Source organism: Streptomyces blastmyceticus, assembly GCF_039521185.1.
In the GTDB taxonomy this organism is placed as follows: Bacteria; Actinomycetota; Actinomycetes; order Streptomycetales; family Streptomycetaceae; genus Streptomyces; species Streptomyces blastmyceticus.
Genome location: NZ_BAAABW010000016.1, coordinates 225039 through 248431, shown reverse-complemented (window position 1 = coordinate 248431; position 23393 = coordinate 225039). Strand labels below are relative to the sequence as shown.

General features: G+C 71.0%; 23 protein-coding genes and 1 tRNA gene. 10 read left to right on the top strand and 14 right to left on the bottom strand.

What is annotated here, in order from left to right:
* Positions 1-10: 10 nt before the first annotated feature.
* The 5 genes from ABD269_RS14970 to ABD269_RS14950 all read right to left on the bottom strand — a co-directional run bounded on the left by ABD269_RS14970 (position 11) and on the right by ABD269_RS14950 (position 5921).
* Positions 11-1465, bottom strand: a complete 1455-nt coding sequence (locus ABD269_RS14970; protein ID WP_344118295.1) for a peptidoglycan D,D-transpeptidase FtsI family protein — start codon at positions 1463-1465, stop codon at positions 11-13.
* Positions 1462-2877 (bottom strand): FtsW/RodA/SpoVE family cell cycle protein, encoded by a 1416-nt coding sequence (locus ABD269_RS14965; RefSeq protein ID WP_301886292.1) that lies wholly within the window; start codon positions 2875-2877, stop codon positions 1462-1464. Before ABD269_RS14965 ends, ABD269_RS14970 begins: the two co-directional genes overlap by 4 nt.
* 49 nt (positions 2878-2926) lie before the next feature.
* Complete coding sequence (locus ABD269_RS14960; protein WP_301894417.1) at positions 2927-4447, bottom strand: PP2C family protein-serine/threonine phosphatase; 1521 nt, start codon at positions 4445-4447, stop codon at positions 2927-2929.
* A gap of 75 nt (positions 4448-4522) precedes the next feature.
* Positions 4523-5053, bottom strand: a complete 531-nt coding sequence (locus tag ABD269_RS14955; RefSeq protein WP_116212823.1) for an FHA domain-containing protein FhaB/FipA — start codon at positions 5051-5053, stop codon at positions 4523-4525.
* A 10-nt stretch (positions 5054-5063) separates the two neighbouring features.
* Positions 5064-5921, bottom strand: coding sequence for an FHA domain-containing protein (locus tag ABD269_RS14950; RefSeq protein WP_301886293.1), 858 nt, complete (start codon positions 5919-5921; stop codon positions 5064-5066).
* Between the two features lie 524 nt (positions 5922-6445).
* On the opposite strand from ABD269_RS14950, the gene ABD269_RS14945 reads away from it, so the two are divergent.
* Together ABD269_RS14945 and ABD269_RS14940 are read left to right on the top strand one after the other, a co-directional pair.
* Positions 6446-6532 (top strand) — tRNA-Leu (locus ABD269_RS14945).
* Between the two features lie 246 nt (positions 6533-6778).
* Positions 6779-7561 (top strand): hypothetical protein, encoded by a 783-nt coding sequence (locus tag ABD269_RS14940; RefSeq protein WP_344118294.1) that lies wholly within the window; start codon positions 6779-6781, stop codon positions 7559-7561.
* Here ABD269_RS14940 and ABD269_RS14935 read toward each other — a convergent pair.
* Positions 7541-7885, bottom strand: coding sequence for a helix-turn-helix domain-containing protein (locus ABD269_RS14935; protein ID WP_344118293.1), 345 nt, complete (start codon positions 7883-7885; stop codon positions 7541-7543). The genes ABD269_RS14940 and ABD269_RS14935 overlap by 21 nt on opposite strands.
* Before the next feature lie 271 nt (positions 7886-8156).
* Positions 8157-8807: an FMN-dependent NADH-azoreductase gene (locus ABD269_RS14930; RefSeq protein WP_344118292.1), complete on the bottom strand. Its 651-nt coding sequence runs from the start codon at positions 8805-8807 to the stop codon at positions 8157-8159.
* Between the two features lie 129 nt (positions 8808-8936).
* On the opposite strand from ABD269_RS14930, the gene ABD269_RS14925 reads away from it, so the two are divergent.
* The 4 genes from ABD269_RS14925 (at position 8937) to ABD269_RS14910 (ending at position 12081) form a co-directional block, all read left to right on the top strand.
* Positions 8937-9299 (top strand): winged helix-turn-helix transcriptional regulator, encoded by a 363-nt coding sequence (locus ABD269_RS14925; RefSeq protein ID WP_344118291.1) that lies wholly within the window; start codon positions 8937-8939, stop codon positions 9297-9299.
* 100 nt (positions 9300-9399) lie between these two features.
* Positions 9400-10812, top strand: coding sequence for a DUF2252 domain-containing protein (locus ABD269_RS14920; protein ID WP_344118290.1), 1413 nt, complete (start codon positions 9400-9402; stop codon positions 10810-10812).
* A gap of 104 nt (positions 10813-10916) precedes the next feature.
* Positions 10917-11723, top strand: coding sequence for a hypothetical protein (locus ABD269_RS14915; RefSeq protein WP_344118442.1), 807 nt, complete (start codon positions 10917-10919; stop codon positions 11721-11723).
* Between the two features lie 10 nt (positions 11724-11733).
* On the top strand, positions 11734-12081 hold the full coding sequence (locus ABD269_RS14910) for a rhodanese-like domain-containing protein (protein WP_301886299.1): 348 nt from the start codon (positions 11734-11736) through the stop codon (positions 12079-12081).
* A 43-nt stretch (positions 12082-12124) separates the two neighbouring features.
* Here the strand turns inward: ABD269_RS14910 and ABD269_RS14905 are convergent, their stop codons facing one another.
* The 6 genes from ABD269_RS14905 to paaA form a co-directional block, all read right to left on the bottom strand.
* A complete protein-coding gene (locus tag ABD269_RS14905; RefSeq protein ID WP_344118289.1) occupies positions 12125-13279 on the bottom strand; it encodes an acyl-CoA dehydrogenase family protein in 1155 nt (384 codons plus the stop codon).
* A gap of 171 nt (positions 13280-13450) precedes the next feature.
* On the bottom strand, positions 13451-14572 hold the full coding sequence (locus ABD269_RS14900; protein WP_344118288.1) for a 2Fe-2S iron-sulfur cluster-binding protein: 1122 nt from the start codon (positions 14570-14572) through the stop codon (positions 13451-13453).
* A complete protein-coding gene (paaD, locus tag ABD269_RS14895) occupies positions 14573-15085 on the bottom strand; it encodes a 1,2-phenylacetyl-CoA epoxidase subunit PaaD (protein WP_301886302.1) in 513 nt (170 codons plus the stop codon).
* The gene (paaC, locus tag ABD269_RS14890) at positions 15079-15768 is read right to left on the bottom strand and encodes a 1,2-phenylacetyl-CoA epoxidase subunit PaaC (RefSeq protein ID WP_301894419.1); all 690 of its coding nucleotides are present in this window, start codon (positions 15766-15768) and stop codon (positions 15079-15081) included. Before paaC ends, paaD begins: the two co-directional genes overlap by 7 nt.
* Positions 15769-15836: 68 nt before the next feature.
* Positions 15837-16124 (bottom strand): 1,2-phenylacetyl-CoA epoxidase subunit PaaB, encoded by a 288-nt coding sequence (paaB, locus tag ABD269_RS14885; RefSeq protein WP_344118287.1) that lies wholly within the window; start codon positions 16122-16124, stop codon positions 15837-15839.
* Positions 16121-17083: a 1,2-phenylacetyl-CoA epoxidase subunit PaaA gene (paaA, locus tag ABD269_RS14880; protein ID WP_301886303.1), complete on the bottom strand. Its 963-nt coding sequence runs from the start codon at positions 17081-17083 to the stop codon at positions 16121-16123. The genes paaB and paaA overlap by 4 nt, the downstream gene beginning before the upstream one ends.
* 177 nt (positions 17084-17260) lie before the next feature.
* Here paaA and ABD269_RS14875 point away from each other — a divergent pair, with 177 nt between their 5' ends.
* The 3 genes from ABD269_RS14875 to ABD269_RS14865 are packed head-to-tail and all read left to right on the top strand — an operon-like array spanning position 17261 to position 19982.
* On the top strand, positions 17261-17932 hold the full coding sequence (locus tag ABD269_RS14875) for a DUF5819 family protein (protein WP_344118286.1): 672 nt from the start codon (positions 17261-17263) through the stop codon (positions 17930-17932).
* On the top strand, positions 17929-19170 hold the full coding sequence (locus tag ABD269_RS14870; RefSeq protein ID WP_344118285.1) for an HTTM domain-containing protein: 1242 nt from the start codon (positions 17929-17931) through the stop codon (positions 19168-19170). Before ABD269_RS14875 ends, ABD269_RS14870 begins: the two co-directional genes overlap by 4 nt.
* A gap of 41 nt (positions 19171-19211) precedes the next feature.
* Positions 19212-19982 (top strand): TrmH family RNA methyltransferase, encoded by a 771-nt coding sequence (locus ABD269_RS14865; protein ID WP_301886306.1) that lies wholly within the window; start codon positions 19212-19214, stop codon positions 19980-19982.
* Here ABD269_RS14865 and paaN read toward each other — a convergent pair.
* Positions 19979-21682: a phenylacetic acid degradation protein PaaN gene (gene paaN, locus ABD269_RS14860; RefSeq protein WP_344118284.1), complete on the bottom strand. Its 1704-nt coding sequence runs from the start codon at positions 21680-21682 to the stop codon at positions 19979-19981. The two genes, ABD269_RS14865 and paaN, sit on opposite strands and share 4 nt — an antisense overlap.
* Positions 21683-21875: 193 nt before the next feature.
* On the opposite strand from paaN, the gene ABD269_RS14855 reads away from it, so the two are divergent.
* Complete coding sequence (locus ABD269_RS14855; protein WP_344118283.1) at positions 21876-23393, top strand: 3-hydroxyacyl-CoA dehydrogenase; 1518 nt, start codon at positions 21876-21878, stop codon at positions 23391-23393.

Genomic DNA, 23393 nt, shown 5'->3' with positions numbered 1-23393 from the left:
GTGAGCGGCGTCACTTCGACGTCTTGAGCACGGCCTCCATGACGTTCTTGGCGATCGGCGCGGCGAGCGCGCCACCGGCGACGTCGTCACGCGCGGTCTTGTCGTCGCCCTCGACCACCACGGCGACCGCGACGGGCGAGCCGTTGTCGGTCTTCGCGTAGGAGATGAACCAGGCGTACGGCTTGCCGCTGTTGTCGACGCCGTGCTGGGCCGTACCGGTCTTGCCGCCGACCGTGACGTTGTCGATCTGGGCGCTGGTACCGGTGCCCTTCTCGACGACCGTCTCCATCATCGACTGGAGCTTCTGCGCGTTCTGCGCGGACAGCGCCTGCGTCATCTGCTTGGGCTGGTGCGTCTCGATCACGTTGAGGTTCGGCGCCCGCACCTTGTCGACCATGTACGGCTCCATGAGCTTGCCGTTGTTGGCGATCGCGGAGACGACCATGGCCATCTGGAGCGGGGTGGCGCGGTTGGACGCCTGGCCGATGCCGTCCATGGCGTTCTGCGGCCGGTTGTCCTTGGGGTAGACGCTCTTCTCGGCGCGCACGGGCGTGAGGACTTCTTGGTTGAAGCCGAACCTCTCCGCCTGCTTCATCATCTTGTCGTTGCCGAGGTCGGCGCTGATCTTGCCGAAGACGGTGTTGCAGGAGTACTGGAGCGCGACCCGCATGGTGGCGTTCTCGCAGGGGATGTCGCCCTCGTTCGCCAGCGGGGTGACCGTGTCCGGCAGGACGTACTTCTTCGGACTGTCCGTCTTGGCGTCCGGGTCCGTGTAGAGCCCGTTCTCCAGCGCCGCGGCCGCCGTCACGACCTTGAACGTCGAACCGGGCGGGTAGGTGGCCCGCAGCGCCCGGTTGAGCATCGGCTGGTTCTTGTCCTTCTCCAGCGCCGTCCACGCCGCGCTGTCGTTCGCGCCCGCGATCTTCGAGGGGTCGTACGAGGGGGTGGACGCCAGCGCCAGGATCTTGCCCGTGCGCGGGTCGAGGGCGGCGACGGCGCCGCGCTTGCCGTCGAGGCCCTTGAAGGCGGCCTCCTGGGCCTTGGCGTTGAGGGTGGTGATCACGTCGCCACCCTTCTGGCCCTTGCCCGTGATCATGTCGACGGTGCGGTTGAAGAACAGCTTGTCGTCGTCGCCGGTGAGGACCCGGTCGTAGAGCTTCTCCAGCTGCGAGGCGTCGAAGACCTGCGAGGTGTAGCCGGTGACCGGCGCCCACATCTCGCCGTTCTTGTACGTGCGCTTGTACTTGTAGTCGATGCCGTTGGTCTCGACCGAGCCGGTGACTTCCTGGCCGTCGACGATGATGTTGCCGCGCGGCTGGCTGTAGCGGGCGATCGCGACCCGGTGGTTGTGCTTGTTGGTCTTGAGCTCGTCCGCCTGGACGAACTGGAGCCAGTTGTCGCGCAGCAGCAGGGCCAGCACGAGCAGCCCGCAGAAGATCGCGATCCGGCGCACGGGCTTGTTCACGGTCGGACCACCTGGGTCATCTCGGCGTCGGGGGAGGGGGCGGGCGCCGGCGCAGGGCGGCGCGCGGTGTCGCTGATCTTGATGAGGATGGCGATCAGGGCCCAGTTGGCGATGACGGAGGAGCCACCGGCGGCCATGAACGGCAGGGTCATGCCGGTCAGCGGGATCAGGCCCATGACGCCGCCCGCGACGACGAAGACCTGGATGCCGAAGGCGGCCGACAGACCACATGCGAGCAGCTTGCCGAAGGGGTCACGCGCGGCCAGCGCCGTGCGCACACCGCGCTCCACGATGATCGCGTAGATCATCAGGATCCCCATGGTGCCCGCCAGGCCGAGCTCCTCGCCGACGGTGCCGAGGATGAAGTCGGAGTTGGCGGCGAAGCCGATGAGGTCGGAGTAGCCCTGGCCCCAGCCCGAGCCGAAGACCCCGCCGGAGCCGAAGGCCATCAGCGCCTGGGAGATCTGCTCGCTGGCCGCGGACTTGCCCCAGCCGCCGAACGGGTCCAGCCAGGCGTTCACACGGGCCTGGACGTGCGGTTCGAAGGTGGCGACGCCGACCGCACCGCCCGCGGACATCAGCAGGCCGAAGACGATCCAGCTGGTGCGCTCGGTCGCGACGTAGAGCATCACGACGAACATGCCGAAGAACAGCAGCGAGGTGCCGAGGTCGGTCTCGAAGACGAGGATCAGGATGCTGAACGCCCAGACGGCCAGGATCGGACCGAGGTCGCGGCCGCGCGGCAGGTAGATCCCCATGAAGCGGCGGCTGGCCAGGGCGAGGGCGTCGCGCTTCACCATCAGATAGCCGGCGAAGAAGATCGCCAGGATGATCTTCGCGAACTCACCCGGCTGGATCGAGCCGAGGCCCGGCAGGGTGATCCAGATCCGCGCGCCGAACTTCGCGGGGAAGAAGACCGGGGCGATCAGCAGGGCCAGCGCGACGGCCATGGAGATGTAGGTGTAGCGCTGGAGGATGCGGTGGTCCTTGAGGAAGATCACCACGGCGACGAAGAGCCCGATGCCCAGCGCCGAGTACATCAGCTGGTTGGGCGCCGAGGCGACGTACTTGAAGCCCTGGTTCTTCGCGAGGTTGGCCAGCCGGGGCGACTGGTCCAGCCGCCAGATGAGGACGAGCCCGAGCCCGTTGAGCAGTGTGGCCATCGGCAGCAGCAGCGGGTCCGCGTACTTGGCGAACTTGCGGATGACGAGGTGGCCGACGCCCGCCAGCAGACCGAGGCCGAGGCCGTAGCCGAGCATGCCCGAGGGCATCTCACCGCTGAGGGCGAGGCCCACGTTGGCGTACGCGAAGCACGGGATGATCACCGCGAAGGCGAGCAGCGCCAGCTCGGTGTTGCGCCGGCTCGGCGGGCCCACCGTGCTGATCGTGGTGGTGTTCGCGATACCCGGCATCGATGGCATGGATGGCATGGCTGACATGAGTTGATGGCCCCCTACGGCTTCACTGCTGAGTGCTGCACTGCGGGACCAACTTCTGCTCTTCCTCGCTGAGGGTGGGGCCCGGTGCGGGCGCCGTGGGGGTGGCCTGGACGGAGTTCGGCTTGTCGGACTTCGGATCCTTGGCCGCCTCGCCCACGGACCCGCCGGCCCGCTCGCCGCTCTGCTTCTCCTTCTCGTGCGCCTGCTGCTCGGCCTTGTGCCGCTCGTCCTCCTTCTTGCACGCGCCTGCGAGCAGGCCGAGGTCCTTGACCTTCTGCACGGCCTTGTCGCGGCTGTCGAGCGCGATGGTGTCCTGGACGCGGCCGCGCTGGTCGACCGGGAGGTACTTGAGTTCGATCTCGGGGTGGTCCTGATACAGCTTGCTGAGGCTGACCCAGGCCAGGTTCTGGTTGATGCCCTGGTAGACGGCCACGTGGTCGTTGTCCTTGGCGCCCACGTAGTACTGCGTCTGGGTCCAGCCGTAGCCGCCGTAGAGCCCCCCGGCGACGACGCCGAGCACCACGGCCACGATGAGGGACCGCTTGATCCACTTCCCGCGGCGGGCGGGCTTGACGTACTCCTCGTCCATGAAGGCGCCGAAGGAGCCGTCCGGCGTGCCGCCCATGCCCGGGTCACCGCTGCCGGGCGGGCCGAAGCCGCCGCCCTGCGGGGGTACGGGCCGGTTGGCGCGGGCGTGCTCGGCGGCCCGGCCGGCCGGGGTGTGCAGGGCGCCGTCGTCGCCCAGCTGGAGCTGGTTCTCGGCCACCGCGCCGACGATCACCGGGGTGTCGTTGAGCTGGCCCGCCAGGGTGTCGCCGCCGTCGACGTCGAGGACGTCGGCGACGATGCAGGTGATGTTGTCGGGACCGCCGCCGCGCAGCGCGAGCTGGATCAGCTCCTGGATCGTCTCGTGAGGACCCTGGTAGCTGGCGAGGGTCTCCTCCATCGTCTGATGGCTGACGACGCCGGACAGACCGTCGGAGCAGATGAGATAGCGGTCACCGGCCCGGACCTCCCGGATGGAGAGGTCGGGCTCAACGTGGTCGCCGCTGCCCAGCGCGCGCATCAGCAGGGAGCGCTGCGGGTGGGTGGTGGCCTCTTCCTCGGTGATCCGGCCCTCGTCGACGAGCCGCTGCACCCAGGTGTGGTCCTGCGTGATCTGGGTGAGCACGCCGTCGCGCAGCAGGTACGCGCGCGAGTCGCCGACGTGCACGAGGCCGAGCCGCTGGCCGGTCCACAGCAGGGCGGTGAGCGTGGTGCCCATGCCCTCCAGCTGCGGGTCCTCCTCGACCATGACCCGGAGCTGATCGTTGGCCCGCTGCACGGCGGTGCCGAGGGAGGTGAGGATGTCGGAGCCCGGGACGTCGTCGTCGAGCGTCACCAGGGTGGAGATCACCTCGGAGGAGGCGACCTCGCCCGCGGCCTGGCCGCCCATGCCGTCGGCGATGGCGAGCAGGCGGGGGCCGGCGTAACCGGAGTCCTCGTTGCCCTCCCGGATCATGCCCTTGTGCGATCCGGCGGCGAAACGCAGTGACAGACTCATGCGCACCTCGCCCGTCGGCTCCGGGTACAGCCCCTTCCCAGACACGCTGCCCACCCTCCGGTCGTCATGGTCCTACTACTTCCGCAGCTCGATGACGGTCTTGCCGATACGGATCGGCGCGCCGAGCGGGATCGGGGTCGGGGTGGTCAGCCTGGTCCGGTCGAGATAGGTGCCGTTGGTCGAACCGAGATCCTCGACGATCCACTGGCCGTCGCGGTCCGGATAGATCCTGGCATGCCTGCTGGAGGCGTAGTCGTCGTCCAGCACGATCGTGGAGTCGTGGGCGCGACCGAGGGAGATGGTCTGGCCCTGGAGGGCCACCGTGGTGCCGGTGAGGGAGCCCTCGGAGACCACGAGCTTGGTGGGCGCGCCGCGGCGGGAGCGGTCGGCACGTCGGCCACCGCCCTGCTGCTGGCGCTGTGGCGGCGGTGCGGTCTGCTGCTGCGCGCGCTGCGTCTGCCGCTCCGAGCCGCCGCGGCGGGAGCCGCGCTGGGTGACCCGCGTACCGAAGAGGTCACTGCGGATGACCTGAACGGCCACGATGACGAACAGCCACAAGACGGCGAGGAAACCCAACCGCATGACCGTGAGGGTCAGCTCTGACATTGCCCCCGCTTCACCCTTCGGCTTGCCGATAAACGATGGTGGTGCTGCCCACGACGATGCGTGAGCCGTCGCGGAGCGTAGCGCGCGTGGTGTGCTGTCCGTCCACCACGATGCCGTTGGTCGACCCCAGATCCTGGATCGTCGCGGGGGTGCCGACCCGGATTTCGCAGTGTCGGCGGGAGACGCCGGGGTCGTCGATCCGTACGTCCGCTTCGGTGCTGCGGCCCAGCACGAGGGTGGGGCGTGAGATCTGGTGCCGCGTGCCGTTGATCTCGATCCAGCGCCGGGTCTGCCCACCGGAGGCGGCACCGGCCGCGGGGCCGGGTCCGCCGGTGCGCGGCGCGGGCCGCCCGCCGCCGGGCGGCGGGGCCACGGGCATGGGCGGCAGCCCCGAGGGCGGCGCGGGATAGCCGGCACCGTGCGTGACGGGACCGCTGCCGCCACCGGGGCGGGGCGCGGCCGGGCGCTGCTGGGCCTGGGGGTCCTGCGACTCGCTGGCGGCCAGGGTGCGGCTGCGCACCCGGTACAGCCCGGTGTCGAGGTCGTCGGCCTTCTCCAGGTGGACCTTGATGGTCCCCATGAAGGTGTAGCGCTGCTGCTTGGCGTAGTCGCGGACCATGCCGGAGAGCTCGTCGCCGAGCTGGCCGGAGTACGGGCTGAGGCGCTCGAAGTCCGGGGCGCTCAGTTCCACGATGAAGTCGTTGGGGACGACGGTGCGGTCGCGGTTCCAGATGGTGGCGTTGTTGTCGCACTCGCGCTGCAGCGCGCCCGCGATCTCCACCGGCTGCACCTCGGACTTGAACACCTTGGCGAAGGTGCCGTTCACGAGACCCTCGAGTCGCTGCTCGAAGCGCTTCAGTACTCCCACGGGGCACCTCCTTCCCTCAGTGACGTTCCTGATGCTCAGTGTCGTTCCTGATACTGCTTACTGATCGTATCCACGCGTCGGGAAAACGGCTGGTTCCCCTTCGGCGCCAGGAGTGACGAGTGTCGCCTTCACCCCGCCTCCCGGTGCCGCCTTCACTAGGGATCGTAGAGGCGGCTGCGAGCCAGTGTCCCGCAACCGGTGGGGTGCCCGGCGGTCCTGCCGGTCCGACGGGCGTCCGAGGGGGCTCAGGCGGGGGCGACGGCCTCCGGTTCCGTCCGGCTTCTTCCCCGTGCGAGGTCCCGTGACCCCGACCGGTCGGCCGGACATCGGCCGGACGCCGACCGCGTGCCGCTCCGGGCGGCCCGTGCCCGCCCACCAGGAACGAGTGCCGGGAACGGGCGCCGGGAACGGGTGTGAAGACACCCTCCACAGCGTGCTAATGTTCTCGATGTCGGAAGGCGAACGCACAAGAACCGGACGGAAAAGTCCGAGGACGGTGCGGGAAGACTGAAGACAACACCCATGCGCGGGTGGCGGAATAGGCAGACGCGCTGGATTCAGGTTCCAGTGCCCGAAAGGGCGTGGGGGTTCAACTCCCCCCTCGCGCACCATGAGGTATCGAAACGGACCTCTCCGAAGTGACGTAAGTCACTCGGGGAGGTCCGTTTCGCTTTGTCCGGCTCTTGTCCAGCCCTTCCTCGAACCATGGCCGGATTTATGGCGTGCTGAGCGAAGTCTTGGCCGGAATCGCTGCACACGGTAGCGGCCGCAGTGGGAACATCATTCCGTAATCGCGCTGGGGCTCTGTGTGAAGAGCGTCGAGTCCGGTGTCGTGGGGAGCCTCGTCTGCAACCGGAATGGGGGACGCTGTGGCGTGGGGCCAGTCGTCCGTGCTGTCGGAGTGGGTGCTGCCCGCCGTCGTCTGCGCGCCTGTGACCTGGGTGTGTCTGGTCTGGCGCTTCCGTGAGGAGGGGCGGCTGCTCGGCACGGTGCGCTCGGCCGCGGCGGCGGCTGCCGTGGTGATCTGGACCTCCGGCATGGCCGCGCTGGCCAGCGGACTGCTGCTGCCGCACGCGTCGAGCGTGCCACCGGCCGCGGTGGGCGCCGTGGCCGGTCTGGGGCTGGTGCCCAAGCGCAAGGCGGGCGAATCCGGCGAGCACCCGCTGATGGCGATCGTGACGCTGGGGGACTCGCTGCTGCTCAACAGCCTGGCGCTGCGCCTGCGGACGGACCGCGCGGAGTGGTGTCACGCGATGGCGACCGGCTTCCCTGACTGCTGGGACCTCGACGCCTTCGCGGACCGGGTCAGGGCGCATCTGATGACGCGGGTCGATACGCCGGGGCGTACGGCCAGAGGCCGCACGAATCTGAAGCGGGAGATCTGCGAGCGCCACCGGGACGTACGGGTCGCGGCGCAGAAGTGGATCACCATAGAGACGAAGATCGAGAAGCTGTGCCAGCAGCAGGGGCGTGAGCGCACGCGGGAGGAGATCCGGCAGGCGCGAAGGGCGTTCGGCGAGGCCGAGCACCTCTGCACGTATCTGCTCGATCTGGCGCACGCGCACGGCAAGCGCAGTGACGACAGGGTGCTGCTCGCCCTGCGGCACGAGGTGTGCGGTTCAGCGGTGGGACGGAGCTAACGGCCGCGACTGGTCCGCGGCCCCCGGTCGTACGGTCTCCAGCGGCTCTCTGTGCTCAGCGGCGGTCTGCTCGAAGAAACAGACCTCCACTCCCACCTCGAGGGCTTCCGCGACGGCCGCCAGTGAACGGAGCGTCAGATTCTCGTCGCCCGAGAGGATTTGGCTGACTCTGCCGGGGGATACGCCCATGCGGTCGGCCAACTCCTTGCGGGACATGCCCCGTTCCGCGACGAGCCCCGCGAGCGAGGCCGTCGCGTGGCGCGCCACCCGGGCGCCCGCTAGATCGGCCGAGTGGCTGCGATCCGTACCGTGGCGCCAGGCCATGGCTACCCCCCAGAATCGTGGTGCCGAGCGTGATGTCGGCGGAGTCCTCCGCCGCCGGTGGCGGCCCGAGGACCTCTGGAACCTCTTCTAGAGAAGAGAATGCCACCTTTAGGCTTAGCTAAAAGCCTGGATTCGGCTAAAGATTGCGCCAGGGCCGTGGGATTGCATCTGCCCGGTCACTCGTGACCAGGCATGACGCGGCGAACGGTCGATTTCGGCCAGATGTTGTCGGGGTGGGTCCCCGGGGGGTTTCCGGTATATGCCCCGGGAATCAGGCCGCGAGGCGTGCGGCCAGGGCCTTGCCCTTGGTGGCGGCATCCTCGTGGGCCTGGGCGCGGGAGGCGTCCGACTTGTCGACCAGGGCGGCCATGGCGGGCACGGAGTGGGCCAGGGTCAGCTCGGGGACGATGAAGTCGACGTCCAGTCCGAGCATGTCGCCCAGGACCTTCTCCAGGTAGGTCGTCACGAACTCGGAGTCCTCGCGCGGCGTGCCCGGTGCGTAGGAACCGCCGCGGGAGGCGACGACGGTCGTCGGCGTACCGGCGGCCGAGGGCTGCTCGACGCCGGCCGTGCGGCCCATGATGATCACCTGGTCCAGCCACGCCTTGAGGCTGGAGGGGATCGAGAAGTTGTACATGGGGGCGCCGATCAGCACCGCGTCCGCGCGCTCCAACTCCTCGGCCAGCTCGGTGCGCAGCGCGAAGGCGGCCGCCTGCTCGGCCGTGCGCTCCTCCGGGGCGGCGAAGAGGGCCTGGACGCCGTCGGCGGTGATGTGCGGCAGCGGGTCGGCGGCGAGGTCGCGGTAGATGACCGTGCCGTCGGGGTGCTGGTCCTCCCACGCCTTGCGGAAGACGGCGGTGACCTCGCGGGAGGAGGAGCCCTGCGGGAGGGCGGAGGAGTCGAGGTGCAGCAGCGTGGCCATGGGGATCTCCTGATGACGGGCGTGACGCCGACGGGACGGATCTACGGGGTGCAGTTCCGTGTGTAGCTATTAATAACACAGGGGCTTACTTTTTTATAGGGGCAGCGAAGAACGCAGTACCCTGGACCCATGGCGGATCACGGTGGGCAGGCGTGCAAGAGCGTCGACGGAGGCATGACGCGGGTCTTCGAGCTGTTCGGCAAGCGCTGGACCGGCCTGATCGTGGCCACCCTGCTGCAGGGCCCGGTCCACTTCGCTGACCTGCGGCGGGCGATCCCCGGGATCAGCGAGCGCATGCTGTCGGACAGGCTCACCCAGCTCGCCGCCGCCGGACTGCTCGTGAGGGAAGTGCACGACGGCCCGCCGCTGCGCGTCGCGTACCAACTGACGGAGGCGGGCGCCGCGTTGGAGCCCGCCCTCAAGGAACTGGGGCGGTGGGCCGGGAAATATCTCCCGGAGAGCAGTGCGCAGTGCCCGAAGGAGTTCGGCTGAGGCCGCGTGCGGCACCGGTGGGGACCGGCCGTTGTCAGTGGTGGTCGGTAGGTTCTGGGTAGTTGGGCTTGAGCGGGCGTGAAGGGGGAGGGGGCGCGCTGTGTCGCGACTGCCGTATGTGCCGGGGTTCGCGGAGCCGGCCGGGGGAACGGGGCCGGGCGGGCGGCCGGGCCCGCCGAAGGCCGGGGGCAAGGCGCTGCGGGCGCGCGTGCCCCGCTCCTCGCACGCCGAGTGGACCCCTGACGCCGGGCGTCCCGGGGCCGTGGAGACGGTCGAGGCGTCGAACGCGGGCCGGCTTCCCGAGCTGACGCCGATCCGGGCCGGCCGGATGGCCGCCTCCCCCTTCGCCTTCCTGCGCGGCTCGGCCGGGCTGATGGGGCACGACCTGGTGCGTACGGCCGTGACGGGCGTCGGCGCGCAGATATGCGGCGACGCCCACGCCGCCAACTTCGGCCTCTACGGCGACGCGCGGGGCGAACTCGTCATCGACGTCAACGACTTCGACGAGACCCTGCACGGGCCGTGGGAGTGGGACGTGAAGCGGCTCGCCGCCTCCTTGGTGCTGGCCGGGCGGGAGGCGGGTGCCGACGAGGACACCTGCCGGGCGGCGGCGCGGGACGCGGCGGGCGCGTACCGGCACACGATGCGCCTGCTGGCCAAGCTGCCCGCCGCCGACGCGTGGAACGCCATCGCCGACGAGGAGCTCGTCGCGCACGCCGACGCCCGGGCGCTGCTGGGCACGCTGGAGCGGGTCGCGGCGAAGGCCCGGCGGAACACCAGCGCCCGCTTCGCGGCGAAGGCGACCGAGGAGGCCGCGGACGGGGGCCGGCGCTTCCTGGACGCGCCGCCCGTGCTGCGGCGGGTGCCGGCCGGCGAGGCGGCCGCTGTCGCCCTGTCCCTGGGCGACTATCTGGGGACCCTGCCGGAGGAACTGCTGCCGCTGCTGGCGCGGTACGAGGTGCAGGACGTGGCCTTCCGGGTGGTGGGCACGGGGAGCGTCGGGCTGCGGTCCTATGTGGTGCTGCTGCTCGACCACCGGGGGGAGCCGCTCGTCCTCCAGGTGAAGGAGGCGCGGCCCTCCGTGCTCCTGCCGTACGCGGAGAAGGCCGGGTTCGCGCCCGGCTCCCCCTCGGCGGGGCACGAAGGCCGGCGGGTGGTGCTGGGACAGAAGCGGATGCAGGTGGTCAGCGATGTGCTGCTCGGCTGGGCGACGGTCGACGGCAGGCCGTATCAGGTGCGGCAGTTCCGCAACCGCAAGGGAAGTGTCGACCCGGCGGCCCTGGCCCCCGGTGAGCTCGACGACTACGGCCGGATGACGGGCGCGCTCCTCGCGCGGGCCCACGCGCACAGCGCGGACCCCAGGCTCATAGCGGGCTACTGCGGCAAGTCGGCCGAGCTGGACGAGGCGATCGCCGCCTTCGCGGTGACCTACGCGGACCGCACGGAGGCGGATCACGCCGACCTCGTGACGGCGGTCCGGCGCGGCCGGGTGGCGGCGGAGATGGGCGTGTAGGCGGGGGCGAGGGGTCATATCGAGCCCGCGATGGCTGAGGACTGCGGGGTGGCCGGGGCTCCAGGGATCCGGAGGCGGTGGCGGAACCGTACGCTGGGCGAGTGATGAATCCGGAAGCCGAGAATCTCCACGCCGAGGAGCCGGGCACCCAGCGCCTGGCTCAAGCCGTCCGCACCGCGGAGCAAGCGCTGATCGAGTTCGAGATCGCGGTGGAGACCTTCCGGGTGGAAGTGGAGAACTTCTCCCGGCTGCACCACCAGCGGCTCGGCCCCATGTACGCACAGCTCGACGAGCTGGACGCACAGATCGCGGAGGCGATGGCGGCCCGCAGCGGCGACGCCGAGGACCTCCGCAGGGCCCATGAGGCGCGCGCCCTGGTGCAGCCGCTGCCCGGGGTGGAGGAGCTGTTCGACGGCTGGATGGACTCGGAGGGCCTGTCGCCCGAGGCGTCGGCGATGCTCACGGAGCGGCCGGTACGGCCCCCGCAGCGGGTGCGCCCCAGCGACGAGGCCCGGCGGATCTTCCGCGAGCTCGTCCGCAAGGCCCACCCGGACCTGGCACAGGGCGAGGAAGACCGCGTACGGCGCGAGGAGTTCATCGTGCGGGTCAACGCCGCCTACGCGGACGGGGCCGAGGCCCTGCTGCGGGAACTGGCCGAGGAGTGGGCCGCGGGCCCTGCACCCGAGGAGCCGCGGCCGAGCCCCGCCGAGGAGCTCTACGCCCGCCTGGAGTGGCTGGCCCAGCGCAAGGAGCTGCTGGCGGCGGTGGCCGCGGAGCTGGAGGGCTCGGCGATCGGCTCCATGATCAAGATGGCGCCGGACGACCCGGACCGGCTGCTGGAGGAGATCGCCGAGGGCCTGGCCACCCAGGTCGCCGAGCGCAGGGCCCAGCTGGACTCGCTGGTCGGGTAGCGTCGGGGACATGCATTTTGGTTCTGGGGTACCCACGGTCGCCATCGACGCTCTGACGTCCGAAGACTTTCTGCTGGACGTCCGTGAGGACGACGAGTGGGCGGCGGGCCACGCCGAGGGCGCGCTCCACATCCCGATGAGCGACTTCGTCGCCCGCTTCGGCGAGCTGACGGAGAAGGCACCCGGCGGCGCCACGATCAATGTCATCTGCCGCTCGGGCGGGCGCTCCGCCCAGGTCACCGCCTACCTCGTCCAGCAGGGCCTGGACGCGGCGAACGTCGACGGCGGCATGCAGGTCTGGGAGGCCGCGGGCCGCCCGGTCGTCGACGGCAACGGCGCGCCCGGCACGGTGATCTAGCACCGGTCCTCCGGGGGCTCCGTTCGCCGGGGCCCCGCGGCGGTCAGTCGACGGGATGGGCGGCCAGCAGGTCGCCCAGGGCCTCCTCATGGGCCGCCGCCGGGCCGAGCGAGAGTTCCAACTGCTTGGCCCACGCGTGGTAGCGGTGCAGGCAATAGCTGGTGTCCGCGCCGAAGCCGCCGTGCAGATGCTGTGCGGTCTGCACGACACGGCGCACGCCCTCCGCGGCCCAGATCTTCGCGACGGCGATGTCCGCGTCGACCGGCAGCTCCCCCTCCCCGGCGGCTCCCGACTCCAGGCGCCAGGCCGCCTGCCAGAGCGTGGCCTCCATCGCGCGCAGGTCGATGTACCGGTCCGCGGCCTGGACGGCGACGGCCTGGAACGTGGCGATCGGAAAGCCGAACTGCTCGCGCTTCGTGGCGTATGCGCTGGTCATGCGTGCCACAGCCGTACCCACTCCGAGCGCGAGCGCGCTCGTGCCCACGGTGAGCAGTACCCGTAGCCGCTCCCACGCGCCCTCGGCGGTGATCACCTCGTCGCCGCCCACCCGTACGGAGTCGAAACCGACCCGGGCGTACCGCTCGCCGTTGGTGGAGACCTGGTCGGCCAGAGTGACCCCGGTGCGGTCGCGCGGAACGAGAGCGAGCACGGTGCGCCCCCCGCTGGTACGGGCGGGCAGCAGAACACGATCCGCGCTCTGCGCCCAGGGCACGGCCGTCTGCACCCCGTCGAGAACCCAGCCGGGTCCTTCCGCGCCGGAAGCGGTCACTTCCCGCGCGGTGACGGCGAGTTCGGCCGGGTCGTGTCCCGTACGGCCGCTGGACGCCACCGTGATGACGAGCTCACCTCGCCCCACCGCAGGCAGCAGCCCGGCCGACGCGCGACCACCGTGGCTGCTCAGCACGGCGGCGGCCGCACTGGACTCCAGCAGGGGTACACGGGCCAGCACCTGCCCCGCCTCGCGCAGCACCAGGCACAGCGCGATGGGCCCGAGCCCCGCGCCACCGTGCTCGGGACCGGTGAACAGGCTCAGCAGGTCCGCGCCCGCGAGCGATGCCCACAGCGCCCGGTCGAAGTCCTCGGCCACCGCCCCCCTGACCAGGGCCGGGCTGGGCACCCCCTCGGGGGAGACCCGGGAGAGGACCGCCCTGGCCGCTTCCTCGGCGGCTTGCTGCTCCTCGGTGAAGGTGAAGTCCACTGTCCGTCCTCCCGCACACCGGCACTGCCACTGACGCTCGGAACTGATGGAGCGTCAAGGTAGAACAGGTTGCAGGAATTGGGAACACGTGGCCATCGATCGGAACGCGATCACTGGCCGGAAGCCATCCGGCGAATGCCCCTGGCGCCACCATCCGACTGTCGCCCCCGCTCAGCGGTCGAAGTCCAACTCCACCTCCTCGGTGACCGGATGCGACTGGCAGGCCAGCACATACCCGGCGTCCAACTCCTCCGGTTCCAGCGCGAAATTCCGGTCCATCCGCACCTCGCCCCGCACCAGGAAGGCCCGGCAGGTGCCGCACACGCCGCCCTTGCACGCGTACGGCGCGTCGGCGCGGTTGCGCAGCACGGCGTCCAGCAGCGGCTCGCCCTCCCGCACCGGCCAGCTGCCGCTGCGCCCGTCCAGCTTCGCGGTCACGGTGCTGCGCGCGGGAACGGGGGCGGCCGCGGTGGAAGATCCGACCGGTGCCGTGCCGGAGGCCGTGTCGGGGCCGCCGGAGACGGTGTCGACGTGGAATATCTCCTGGTGGACGCGGTCCCGGCCGACACCGAGGGTGCGGAGTGCCCGCTCGGCCTCCCGCACCAGGCCATGGGGGCCGCACAGGAACCAGCCGTCCATCGCCTCCACCGGGAGCAGTGCGGGCAGCAACCGGGTCAGCCGCTCCTCGTCCAGCCGCCCGGACGGCAATCCGGCCTGCTGCTCCTCACGGGACAGGATGTGCACCAGCTGGAAGCGGTCGGGCCAGCGGTCCTTGAGGTCGGCGACTTCCTCCAGGAACATCGTGGAAGCGGTGGTCCGGTCGCTGCGTATCAGGCAGAACCGGGCATCGGGCACCCGCGCGAGCAGGGTCGAGGCGATGGACAGGACCGGGGTGATCCCACTGCCGCCGACGATCGCGGCGAAGTGCCCGGGGCGTGGCTCCAGCACGAACCGGCCGGCCGGTGCCATCACCTCCACGGTGTCCCCCGCCGCCAGCTCCTTCAGGGCGTAGGTGGAGAACACCCCGCCGTCCACCAGGCGCACCCCGACCCGCAGCTCCGCCGCCCCGCCGGTGCCCGGGGCCGGCGCGGGGCCGCAGAGGGAGTAGGTGCGCCGCACCTCGCCGGCCTCCGCGGTCCGGCGGAGGGTGATGTGCTGGCCCGGTGCGTAGCGATAGACGTCCCGCAGCTCGGCGGGCACGGCGAAGGTCAGGGCGACCGAGTCGTCCGTGAGCGGGTCGACGGCCGTCACTCGCAAGGGGTGGAAGGCGCCGTGGCGGGCCGCTGCTGCCATCTACAACTCCTTGAAGTGATCGAATGGTTCACGGCATGCCTCGCAGCGGCGCAGGGCCTTGCAGGCGGTGGACGAGAAGCGGCTCAGCAGTGTGGTGTCGGTGGAGCCGCAGTGCGGGCAGCGGATGCCGAGCGCCACCGGGACGGGCCCGTCCGGGCCGGTGGGGCGGGGCGGTGCGACCCCGAACTCGGCCAGCTTGCGCCGCCCTTCGGCCGTGATGTCGTCCGTGGACCAGGCCGGGGCGAGGACCGTGCGCACCTCGACCTCGGGTATGCCCTGGCCGTGCAGCACCCGCTCTATGTCCGCGGACATCGCCTCGATCGCCGGACAGCCGGTGTAGGTGGGGGTCAGCTCCACCTCCACCCGCCCGGGGCCGGTCAGCTGCAGGCCGCGCAGCACGCCCAGCTCGGCCAGGGTCAGCACGGGCAGCTCCGGATCGGGCACGGCACCGGCCAGCTCCAGGAGGCGCTGTTCCAGCGCGGTGGGGTCCAGCGGGGTCGGTACGGTCACCATGTCGCCCCCGGGTGGCTGCGGTGCAGGTGCTGCATCTCCGCGAGCATCCGCCCGAACGGCTCGGTGTGGATGCCCTGTCGTCCGGCTCCGGCCGTCCAGGCGCCCGACTGCGGGCCGGTGGGGAGCGTCAGGGTGGCTTGCCCGACGGTCCGGGTGATCAGCGCCAGCCAGCCGTCACGCAGGGCGGACACATCGACGTCGAGCCCGTCGAGGGGGGCGAACAGCTCTCCCGTGTATCGCCACAGCGCGTCGAGCGCGGTCTGCATCCGTCGGTGGCTCTCCTCGGTGCCGTCGCCGAGGCGCAGCGTCCAGTGCTCGGCGTGGTCCCGGTGGTAGGCGACCTCCTTGACCGCTTTGGCGGCCAGGGGTGCGAAGGGGCCGTCCCCCGCGGTCAACTGCCCGTACAACAGCTCCTGGTAGGTGGAGAAGTACAGCTGGCGGGCGATGGTATGGGCGAAGTCGCCGTTGGGCTGCTCGACCAGCTGGACATTGCGGAAGGCGCGCTCCTCGCGGAGATAGGCCAGTTCGTCCTCGTCGCCGACGAGGGAGAGCAGGAAGCGGGCCTGGCCCAGCAGGTCCAGCGCGATATTGGCGAGGGCGACCTCTTCCTCCAGGACGGGCGCGTGGCCGGCCCACTCCCCCAGCCGGTGGGACAGCACGAGGGCGTCGTCACCGAGCGCCAGCGCCGCGCCGGGAGGGGCGGCCGGGCCGGAAGCGCGGGCGGGTGCCTGTGTGGAGGCGGGCGTGGGATTCACAGGTGTCGCACCCCCTCCGGGATGTCGTAGAAGGTCGGGTGGCGATAGGGCTTGTCCGCGGCCGGTTCGAAGAAGGGATCCTTCTCGTCCGGTGAGGAGGCGGTGATGTCGGCGGAGGGCACGACCCAGATGGAGACGCCCTCGGAGCGCCGGGTGTAGAGATCCCGGGCGTTGCGCAGCGCCATCGCGGCGTCCGGTGCGTGCAGGCTTCCGGCGTGGGTGTGCGCCAGCCCGCGCCGGCTCCGCACGAACACCTCCCACAGTGGCCAATCAGCGCTGGTCATGCCCCTGCCTCCCCTGGTGTGCCGCCGTGCTTGCGGGCATGGGCGGCGGCGGCCTCGCGCACCCATGCGCCTTCCTCGTGCGCCTGCCTCCGCCGGCTGATCCGCTCTTCGTTGCACGGGCCGTTGCCGCGCAGCACCTCGTGGAACTCGTCCCAGTCGATGGCGCCGAAGTCGTGGTGGCCGCGCTCCTCGTTCCACCGCAGGCCGGGGTCGGGGAGGGCCAGGCCGAGCGACTCGGCCTGGGGGACGCAGATGTCCACGAACCGCTGGCGCAGCTCGTCGTTCGAATGGCGCTTGATCTTCCAGGCCATGGACTGGGCCGAATGGGCGGATTCGTCGTCAGGGGGGCCGAACATCATCAGGGACGGCCACCACCAGCGGTCCACGGCGTCCTGCGCCATGGCGTGCTGTGCCTCGGTGCCTCGGCTCAGGGTGAGCAGCAGCTCATAGCCCTGGCGCTGGTGGAAGGACTCCTCCTTGCAGATGCGGACCATGGCGCGGGCGTAGGGACCGTAGGAACAGCGGCACAGCGGGACCTGGTTGGTGATGGCCGCGCCGTCCACGAGCCAGCCGATGGCTCCTACGTCCGCCCAGGTCAGCGTGGGGTAGTTGAAGATCGACGAATATTTCTGGCGGCCGGAGTGCAGCTTGTCGAGAAGCTCGTCGCGGCCGGTGCCCAGGGTCTCGGCGGCGCTGTAGAGATAGAGGCCGTGGCCCGCCTCGTCCTGCACCTTGGCCATCAGGATGGCCTTGCGGCGCAGCGAGGGCGCCCGAGTGATCCAGTTGGCCTCGGGCTGCATGCCGATGATCTCCGAGTGGGCGTGCTGCGCGATCTGCCGGACGAGCGAGGCGCGATAGGCGTCCGGCATCCAGTCGCGTGGCTCGATGCGCTCGTCGGCGGCCACCGCGGCGTCGAATTCCGCCTCGTAGGTCCGTGCGTCCGGCGCCGTCGTCGTCATGACATGCCCCCTGCCCTTCCCTGAACTCCCGACCGACCGATCGTTCGGTTCAATGGTGGGCCGCCGGATCCGGAGGTGTCAAGCCTGTGGATAACCCCTGCGCGCTGGGCCCTGTGGGACGGCCTGGGTACGGTTCGGGTGCACAACAACAGGCAGCGCGCGGGATCGGGGCGGGACATGGAGACGGATGACGAGCACGACGAGCGGGCCGGTTCCGGCGACGGACTGTCCTTGCCCGCGCGCATCGCCGTCGCCCTGGGCGTCGCCGTCGTGACGGTGGCCACCACGGTGCACCTGGCGATGGTGTTCCTGCATGTGGCGCCGCCGAACGTGGTCAGTAAGCAGCACGCGGCGGCCATTGGCGACTACATCTACCCGGAGTTCGAACAGAACTGGAAGCTCTTCGCCCCCAACCCGCTCCAGCAGAACATCGCCGTCCAGGCCCGCGCCGAGCTGCGCGGACGGGACGGCCGGTCGACGCTCACCCCGTGGATCGACCTCTCCGCCCAGGACGGTGCCGAGATACATCACAACCTCTTCCCGAGCCACACCCAGCAGAACGAGGTGCGGCGCGCCTGGGACTTCTACGTCAGCACGCACGACGCCCGGGAACAGCCCAACGGCCTGCGCGGCAACCTGTCCGAGCAGTACGTCCGGCGCATCGTCCTGCTCCGGCTCGGCGCCGAGCGCGACGGGCGGCCGGTCGAGCGCGTCCAGGTGCGGTCCGTGACCCGCGCGGTCGCGCCGCCGCCCTGGAGCGACGAGAAGACCGCGACCAACCCGGCGTACCGCGTGCTGAGCTGGTGGCCGGTCGCCACCGCCGACGTCCCGGAGGCGAAGAACCGGTGAGCGCCCCCCTCGCCTCGCTCGCGCGAGGAATCGACCGCGTCACCCGGTCCCCCCTCGGCCGCTACCAGACGGCCGTGATCCGGATCGGCATTTCCTTCGCGTGGCTGTGCTTCCTGCTCCGCGAGTGGCCCAACCGCCATGAGATGTACGGGCCCGACGGCCCGTGGAGCTGGGACATGGCCCGCCGGCTGACCGCCGACAACCATGCCTTCACCGCTCTCGTCTGGTCCGACAGCGCTCTTTGGTTCGAGACCGTCTACGCCGTCGCCCTCGTCTCCAGCGTCCTGCTGATGCTGGGGTGGCGGACGCGGACCATGTCCGTGCTGTTCATGATCGGGGTGCTGTCGCTCCAGAACCGCAGCGTCTTCCTCGGCGACGGCGGCGACAACGTCATCCACCTGCTGGCCCTCTACACCGTCCTCACGCGCTGCGGACTGGTGTGGTCCCTCGACGCCCGGCGCGCCCGGCTCCGGCAGCAGGCCGCGGCGGCCGACGGGCACAGCGACAAGGGCCGTGACGGCCTGGACATCACCGGCATCCTGCTCTGGGCCGCCTGCGGCCTCGCGCTGGCCGTCACACAGGTCCTCGGGCAGGACCGGATTTCCTGGACGGCCGACGGACCGCTTCCGGGCCTCGGCTGGGCCTCGGCCCTCTGGGGACTGTGGCTCGTGCAGGGCCTGTGGTGGTACGTGCGGCGCTACGCCCCAAGAGAGCCGCGCACCGTCCTGGACGTGTTCGCCAACCTGGCGCACAACGCGACGCTGCTGGTCATCATGGCGGAGGTCTGCCTGATCTACGCCACGGCGGGCTGGTACAAGATCCAGGGCTCCCGCTGGCAGGACGGCACGGCGCTCTACTACCCGCTGCACCTCGACTACTTCTCGCCCTGGCCCGAGCTCTCCCACGTCCTCGCGGGCAACAGCGTCATCGTGCTGCTGCTCAGCTACGGCACGGTGGCCGTGCAGGTCGCGTTCCCGTTCACCCTGCTGAACCGGCGGGCCAAGAACGTCCTGCTGGCCGTGATGATGTGCGAGCACCTCGGCATCGCCTTCACCCTCGGACTGCCGTTCTTCTCCCTGGCGATGATCGTGGCGGACGCGGTCTTCCTGCCCACCTCCTTCCTGCGCCGCGTGGGCGCCGTCACCGGCCGTGCGCGCGACCGGCTGCTGCCCGCCCGTACGGCCAGGGTCCCGGCGCAGCGCGCGGACGACGCCGCTCCCCACAGCCTCGTGGGCTGAGCCGGGGCGGCTCGCCCGGGGCGGGACCGTAGGCTGAAGACATGACCGAGGACGAAGCCGTGGCCGCCGTACGACAGTGGGGTGAGCTCGCCCCTGACGCCGTACTGCTGGACGGTTTCCACGCCTTGAAGCACGCCCTGCGCTTCGGCGCGGACGTACGGCTGGCCGTCTGCGCCGACAAGGACGCCACGCTGGCGCTCGCCGACGACCTGGCCGACGACCTGACCGGGGAGCTCGCCGAGCGGCTCGTCGGTATCCCGGCGCAGAGCCTGCGGGAGCTGCTGCCCCGGGTCCACCCCACCGGGGTGGCCGCGCTGGCGGTCAGGCCGAGCCGCCGGAAGAACCTCGACACCCTGTCGCGGGCACCCCGGAAGGCGCCGGTCGTCGTGCTGGAGAACCCCCGCAACCTCGGGAACGTCGGCGCCGTCATCCGCCTCGCCGCCGGCTTCGGGGCCACGGGCGTGGTCACCACCGGCGACATCGACCCGTGGCACCCCAACGCCGTACGGGCCGGGGCGGGCCTGCACTACGCGACCGCCGTCGAACGGCTCCCGCTGCCCGAACTGCCGCCCGGCCCGCTCTACGCGCTGGACCCGGAGGGCGACGACATCCGCTCCATCGACTTCCCGGACGACGCGCTCATCGCCTTCGGCTCCGAGCGGCACGGGATCTCGCCCGACCTGCGGGAGAGGGCGACCCGGCTGGTCGCCCTTCCCATGCGGCCCCAGGTGTCCAGCTACAACCTCGCGACGAGCGTCGCCATGGCCCTCTTCCACTGGGGAGGACCCGCCGCGGACCAGCCGCTCGGCTAGGCCGGGCGGCGCACCTCGACCGTGCGGAAGCGGCTCGCGACGAACGCGCTGTCGCACAGGACCGCGTTGGCCGACGGATTGCCGCCCGAACCGTGGAAGTCGGAGAAGGCGGCGGTCTGGTTCACATACACCCCGCCGGTGAGGTTGAGGGAGAGCTGGGCGCACTCCTCCAGGCAGGCCACCTCGAGCAGCCGCTCGACCTCGGGCGACGTGGTGTACGCGCCGACGGTCATCGCGCCCTTCTCCCGCACCGTGCGCCGCAGCAGTTCGACGGCGTCGGCGGTGGAGTCCACCGCCACGGCGAAGGACACCGGGCCGAAGCACTCCGAGAAATAGGCCGCCTCGGAGTCCGGCTTGGCGCCGTCCAGCTTGATGATCACGGGCGTACGGACCGTGGCGCCGGGGAAGTCGGGGTTGGCCACCGCCCGCGAGGCCAGGGCGACTTCACCGAGCTGCGCGGCGGCGTCGATGCGCTCCTTGACCTGGCCGTTGACGATCGCGCCCAGCAGCGCGTTGGCCCTGGCGTCGTCACCGAGCAGGCCGTCCACGGCGGCCGCCAGATCCGCAACCACCTCGTCATAGGACTTGGGGCCGGCGTCCGTGGTGATCCCTTCGCGCGGGATGAGGAAGTTCTGCGGGGTGGTGCACATCTGGCCGCTGTAGAGGGACAGCGAGAAGGCGAGGTTGCTCAGCAGGCCCTTGTAGTCGTCGGTGGAGTCGATGACGACCGTGTTCACCCCGGCCTTCTCCGTGAAGACCTGTGCCTGACGGGCGTTGGCCTCCAGCCAGTCGCCGAACGCGGTGGATCCGGTGTAGTCGATGATGCGGATCTCCGGGCGGACGGCCAGGGACTTGGCGATCCCCTCGCCGTCCCGCTCGGCGGCCAGCGCGACCAGGTCGGGGGAGAAGCCCGCCTCCTGGAGGACCTCGCGCGCGATGCGCACCGTCAGGGCCAGCGGCAGCACGGCGCGCGGATGCGGCTTGACCAGCACGGCGTTGCCCGTGGCGAGGGAGGCGAAAAGGCCGGGGTAGCCGTTCCACGTCGGGAAGGTGTTGCAGCCGATCAGCAGCGAGATGCCGCGCGGCACGGGGGTGAACTCCTTGCGCAGCTCCAGCGGCGGGCGCTTGCCCTGTGGCTTGGACCAGTCGGCCGACTCCGGGGTGCGCACCTGCTCGGCGAAGGCATAGGCGACGGCTTCCAGGCCGCGGTCCTGGGCGTGCGGGCCACCGGCCTGGAAGGCCATCATGAAGGCCTGCCCGCTGGTGTGCATGACCGCGTGGGCGAACTCGTGCGTCCTGGCGTTGATCCGGGCGAGGATCTCCAGACAGACCGCGGCCCGCGCCTGGGGGCCCGCCTCACGCCACTGAGGCATCGCCGCGCGCATGGCCGGCAGCAGGGCATCGACGCCGGGGTGGGGATACTCGATCCCCAGCTCCGGTCCGTACGGGGAGACTTCGGAGCCCGCCCAGCCGTCCGCACCCGGCTGGTCCAGCTCGAAGCGCTTGCCGCGCAGCGCCTCGAAGGCGGCCTGGCCCTCGGCCGCGCCCAGGCTGCCGGGCACGGCGCCCTCCGCCCCGTACGCCTTCGGGTGCTCGGGGAAGGGGGACCAATAGACGCGCGTGCGGATGGCGTCCAGGGCCTGGTCGAGCGTCGGGAGATGCTTCTCGATCAACTGGGCGGTGCTGAGTCCGGCGGTCACGGCTGACCAACTCCTCTTCGAGCTGGGCTCGGATGGGACGACAGTCTTCGGGGACGGAACGCGGGCGACAGAGCGCGGGCGACACACTTCGGGAGGCCGGGAACTCCCCCCGGTAGATACAGTAACCGAACGATCGGTCGGGACAAGGGGGCCCGGCGAACCTGTGGACAACTCATCGGGGAGGATCACCGGCATGACCGCAATCGAGCCGAAAGCGACCGTCGCAGTCGTCGGCGCCGGCACCATGGGCCAGGGAATCGCCCAGGTCGCCCTGGTCGCGGGCCACCGTGTGCGGCTGTACGACACCGCCGGGGGGAGGGCCGCCGAGGCCGCGCGGGCCATCGGCGCACGCCTCGACCGTCTCGTGGAGAAGGGCAGGCTCACGGCCGACGCCCGGGACGCGGCCCGCGCCCGCCTGCACCCCGCCGCACGACTGGACGACCTCGCTGACCCGGCGCTCGTCATCGAGGCGATTCTGGAGCAACTCGACGTCAAACAGAAGCTGTTCGCGGAGCTGGAATCGGTCGTTCCCGACGACTGTCTGCTGGCCACCAACACCTCGTCCCTGTCGGTGACCGCCGTCGCGGGCGCCCTGCGGCTGCCCGGCCGCTTCGTCGGCCTGCACTTCTTCAACCCCGCACCGCTGTTGCCGCTCGTGGAGGTGGTCCGGGGATTCGCCACCGACGCGGAGGCGGCGGAGCGCGCGTACGCCACCGTGGCCGCCTGGGGAAAGACGCCGGTGCGCTGCGCCGACGCCCCGGGCTTCGTCGTCAACCGCATCGCCAGGCCCTTCTACGCCGAGGCGTTCCGCGTCCACGAGGAACGGGCCGCCGACCCCGCCACCGTCGACGCCGTCCTGCGCGAGTGCGGCGGCTTCCCCATGGGCCCCTTCGAACTCACCGACCTCATCGGTCAGGATGTGAACGAAGCCGTCACCCGTTCGGTCTACGAGTCGTTCTTCCACGACCCGAAGTTCAGGCCCTCGCTCGCACAGCGGCGGCTCGTGGAGGCCGGGCTGCTCGGCCGCAAGAGCGGGCGGGGCTGGTACGACCACACGGCCGGTGCCGAGCGGCCGCGCCCGCGTACCGAGGAGCCGTGCGAGGCGCCCAGGGCGCTCACCGTCCACGGCCGGCTTCCCCGCGCCTGCGCCGTGCTGGCAGAGATGATCCGGGAAGCGGGCATCGCGGTCACCGAGGCACCCGGGCCGGACGACGACGGGCATCTCGCCCTTCCCGGCGGCACGGAGCTCTCCCTCACCCAGGGCCTCCCGGCCACCACGGAGCTCGCCGGCACCCGGATCCACTTCGACCTGGCCCTCGACTACCGCACCTGCACCCGGATCGCCCTCGCGCCTTCGGCGACCGCGTCGCCCTCGGACGTACGGGCGGCGGTCGGCCTGTTCCAGGCGCTTGGCAAGCAGGTGAGCGTCATCGGTGACGCACCCGGCCTGATCGTGGCCCGTACGGTGGCCATGCTCGTCGATTTCGCCGAGGACGCCGTCGGCCGGGGCGTCGCGAGCCCGGAGGACGTCGACACCGCCATGCGGCTCGGGGTGAACCACCCGCGCGGCCCGCTGGAGTGGGGCCGGGTCCTCGGGGCGGTGTGGGTGGGCCAGGTGCTGCGGAACCTGCACTTCGAATACCCCGACGGGCGCTACGCACCGTCCCAGCCGCTGCTCCGCCGTGCAGCCGTCGAAGAGAGCCTGCTGTAA

Bases quoted from the DNA above. Each gene is read 5' to 3' on its own strand.
- paaA (WP_301886303.1), bottom strand. From the start codon at position 17,083: ATGACGACGACGGCGCCGGACGCACGGACCTACGAGGCGGAATTCGAC.
- ABD269_RS14910 (WP_301886299.1), top strand. From the start codon at position 11,734: ATGCATTTTGGTTCTGGGGTACCCACGGTCGCCATCGACGCTCTGACG.
- ABD269_RS14855 (WP_344118283.1), top strand. From the start codon at position 21,876: ATGACCGCAATCGAGCCGAAAGCGACCGTCGCAGTCGTCGGCGCCGGC.
- ABD269_RS14930 (WP_344118292.1), bottom strand. From the start codon at position 8,807: ATGGCCACGCTGCTGCACCTCGACTCCTCCGCCCTCCCGCAGGGCTCC.
- ABD269_RS14960 (WP_301894417.1), bottom strand. From the start codon at position 4,447: ATGAGTCTGTCACTGCGTTTCGCCGCCGGATCGCACAAGGGCATGATC.
- ABD269_RS14915 (WP_344118442.1), top strand. From the start codon at position 10,917: ATGAATCCGGAAGCCGAGAATCTCCACGCCGAGGAGCCGGGCACCCAG.
- ABD269_RS14935 (WP_344118293.1), bottom strand. From the start codon at position 7,885: ATGGCCTGGCGCCACGGTACGGATCGCAGCCACTCGGCCGATCTAGCG.
- ABD269_RS14900 (WP_344118288.1), bottom strand. From the start codon at position 14,572: ATGGCAGCAGCGGCCCGCCACGGCGCCTTCCACCCCTTGCGAGTGACG.
- ABD269_RS14940 (WP_344118294.1), top strand. From the start codon at position 6,779: ATGGGGGACGCTGTGGCGTGGGGCCAGTCGTCCGTGCTGTCGGAGTGG.
- paaB (WP_344118287.1), bottom strand. From the start codon at position 16,124: ATGACCAGCGCTGATTGGCCACTGTGGGAGGTGTTCGTGCGGAGCCGG.
- ABD269_RS14925 (WP_344118291.1), top strand. From the start codon at position 8,937: ATGGCGGATCACGGTGGGCAGGCGTGCAAGAGCGTCGACGGAGGCATG.
- ABD269_RS14955 (WP_116212823.1), bottom strand. From the start codon at position 5,053: ATGTCAGAGCTGACCCTCACGGTCATGCGGTTGGGTTTCCTCGCCGTC.
- ABD269_RS14965 (WP_301886292.1), bottom strand. From the start codon at position 2,877: ATGCCGGGTATCGCGAACACCACCACGATCAGCACGGTGGGCCCGCCG.
- paaD (WP_301886302.1), bottom strand. From the start codon at position 15,085: ATGGTGACCGTACCGACCCCGCTGGACCCCACCGCGCTGGAACAGCGC.
- ABD269_RS14865 (WP_301886306.1), top strand. From the start codon at position 19,212: ATGACCGAGGACGAAGCCGTGGCCGCCGTACGACAGTGGGGTGAGCTC.
- ABD269_RS14875 (WP_344118286.1), top strand. From the start codon at position 17,261: ATGGAGACGGATGACGAGCACGACGAGCGGGCCGGTTCCGGCGACGGA.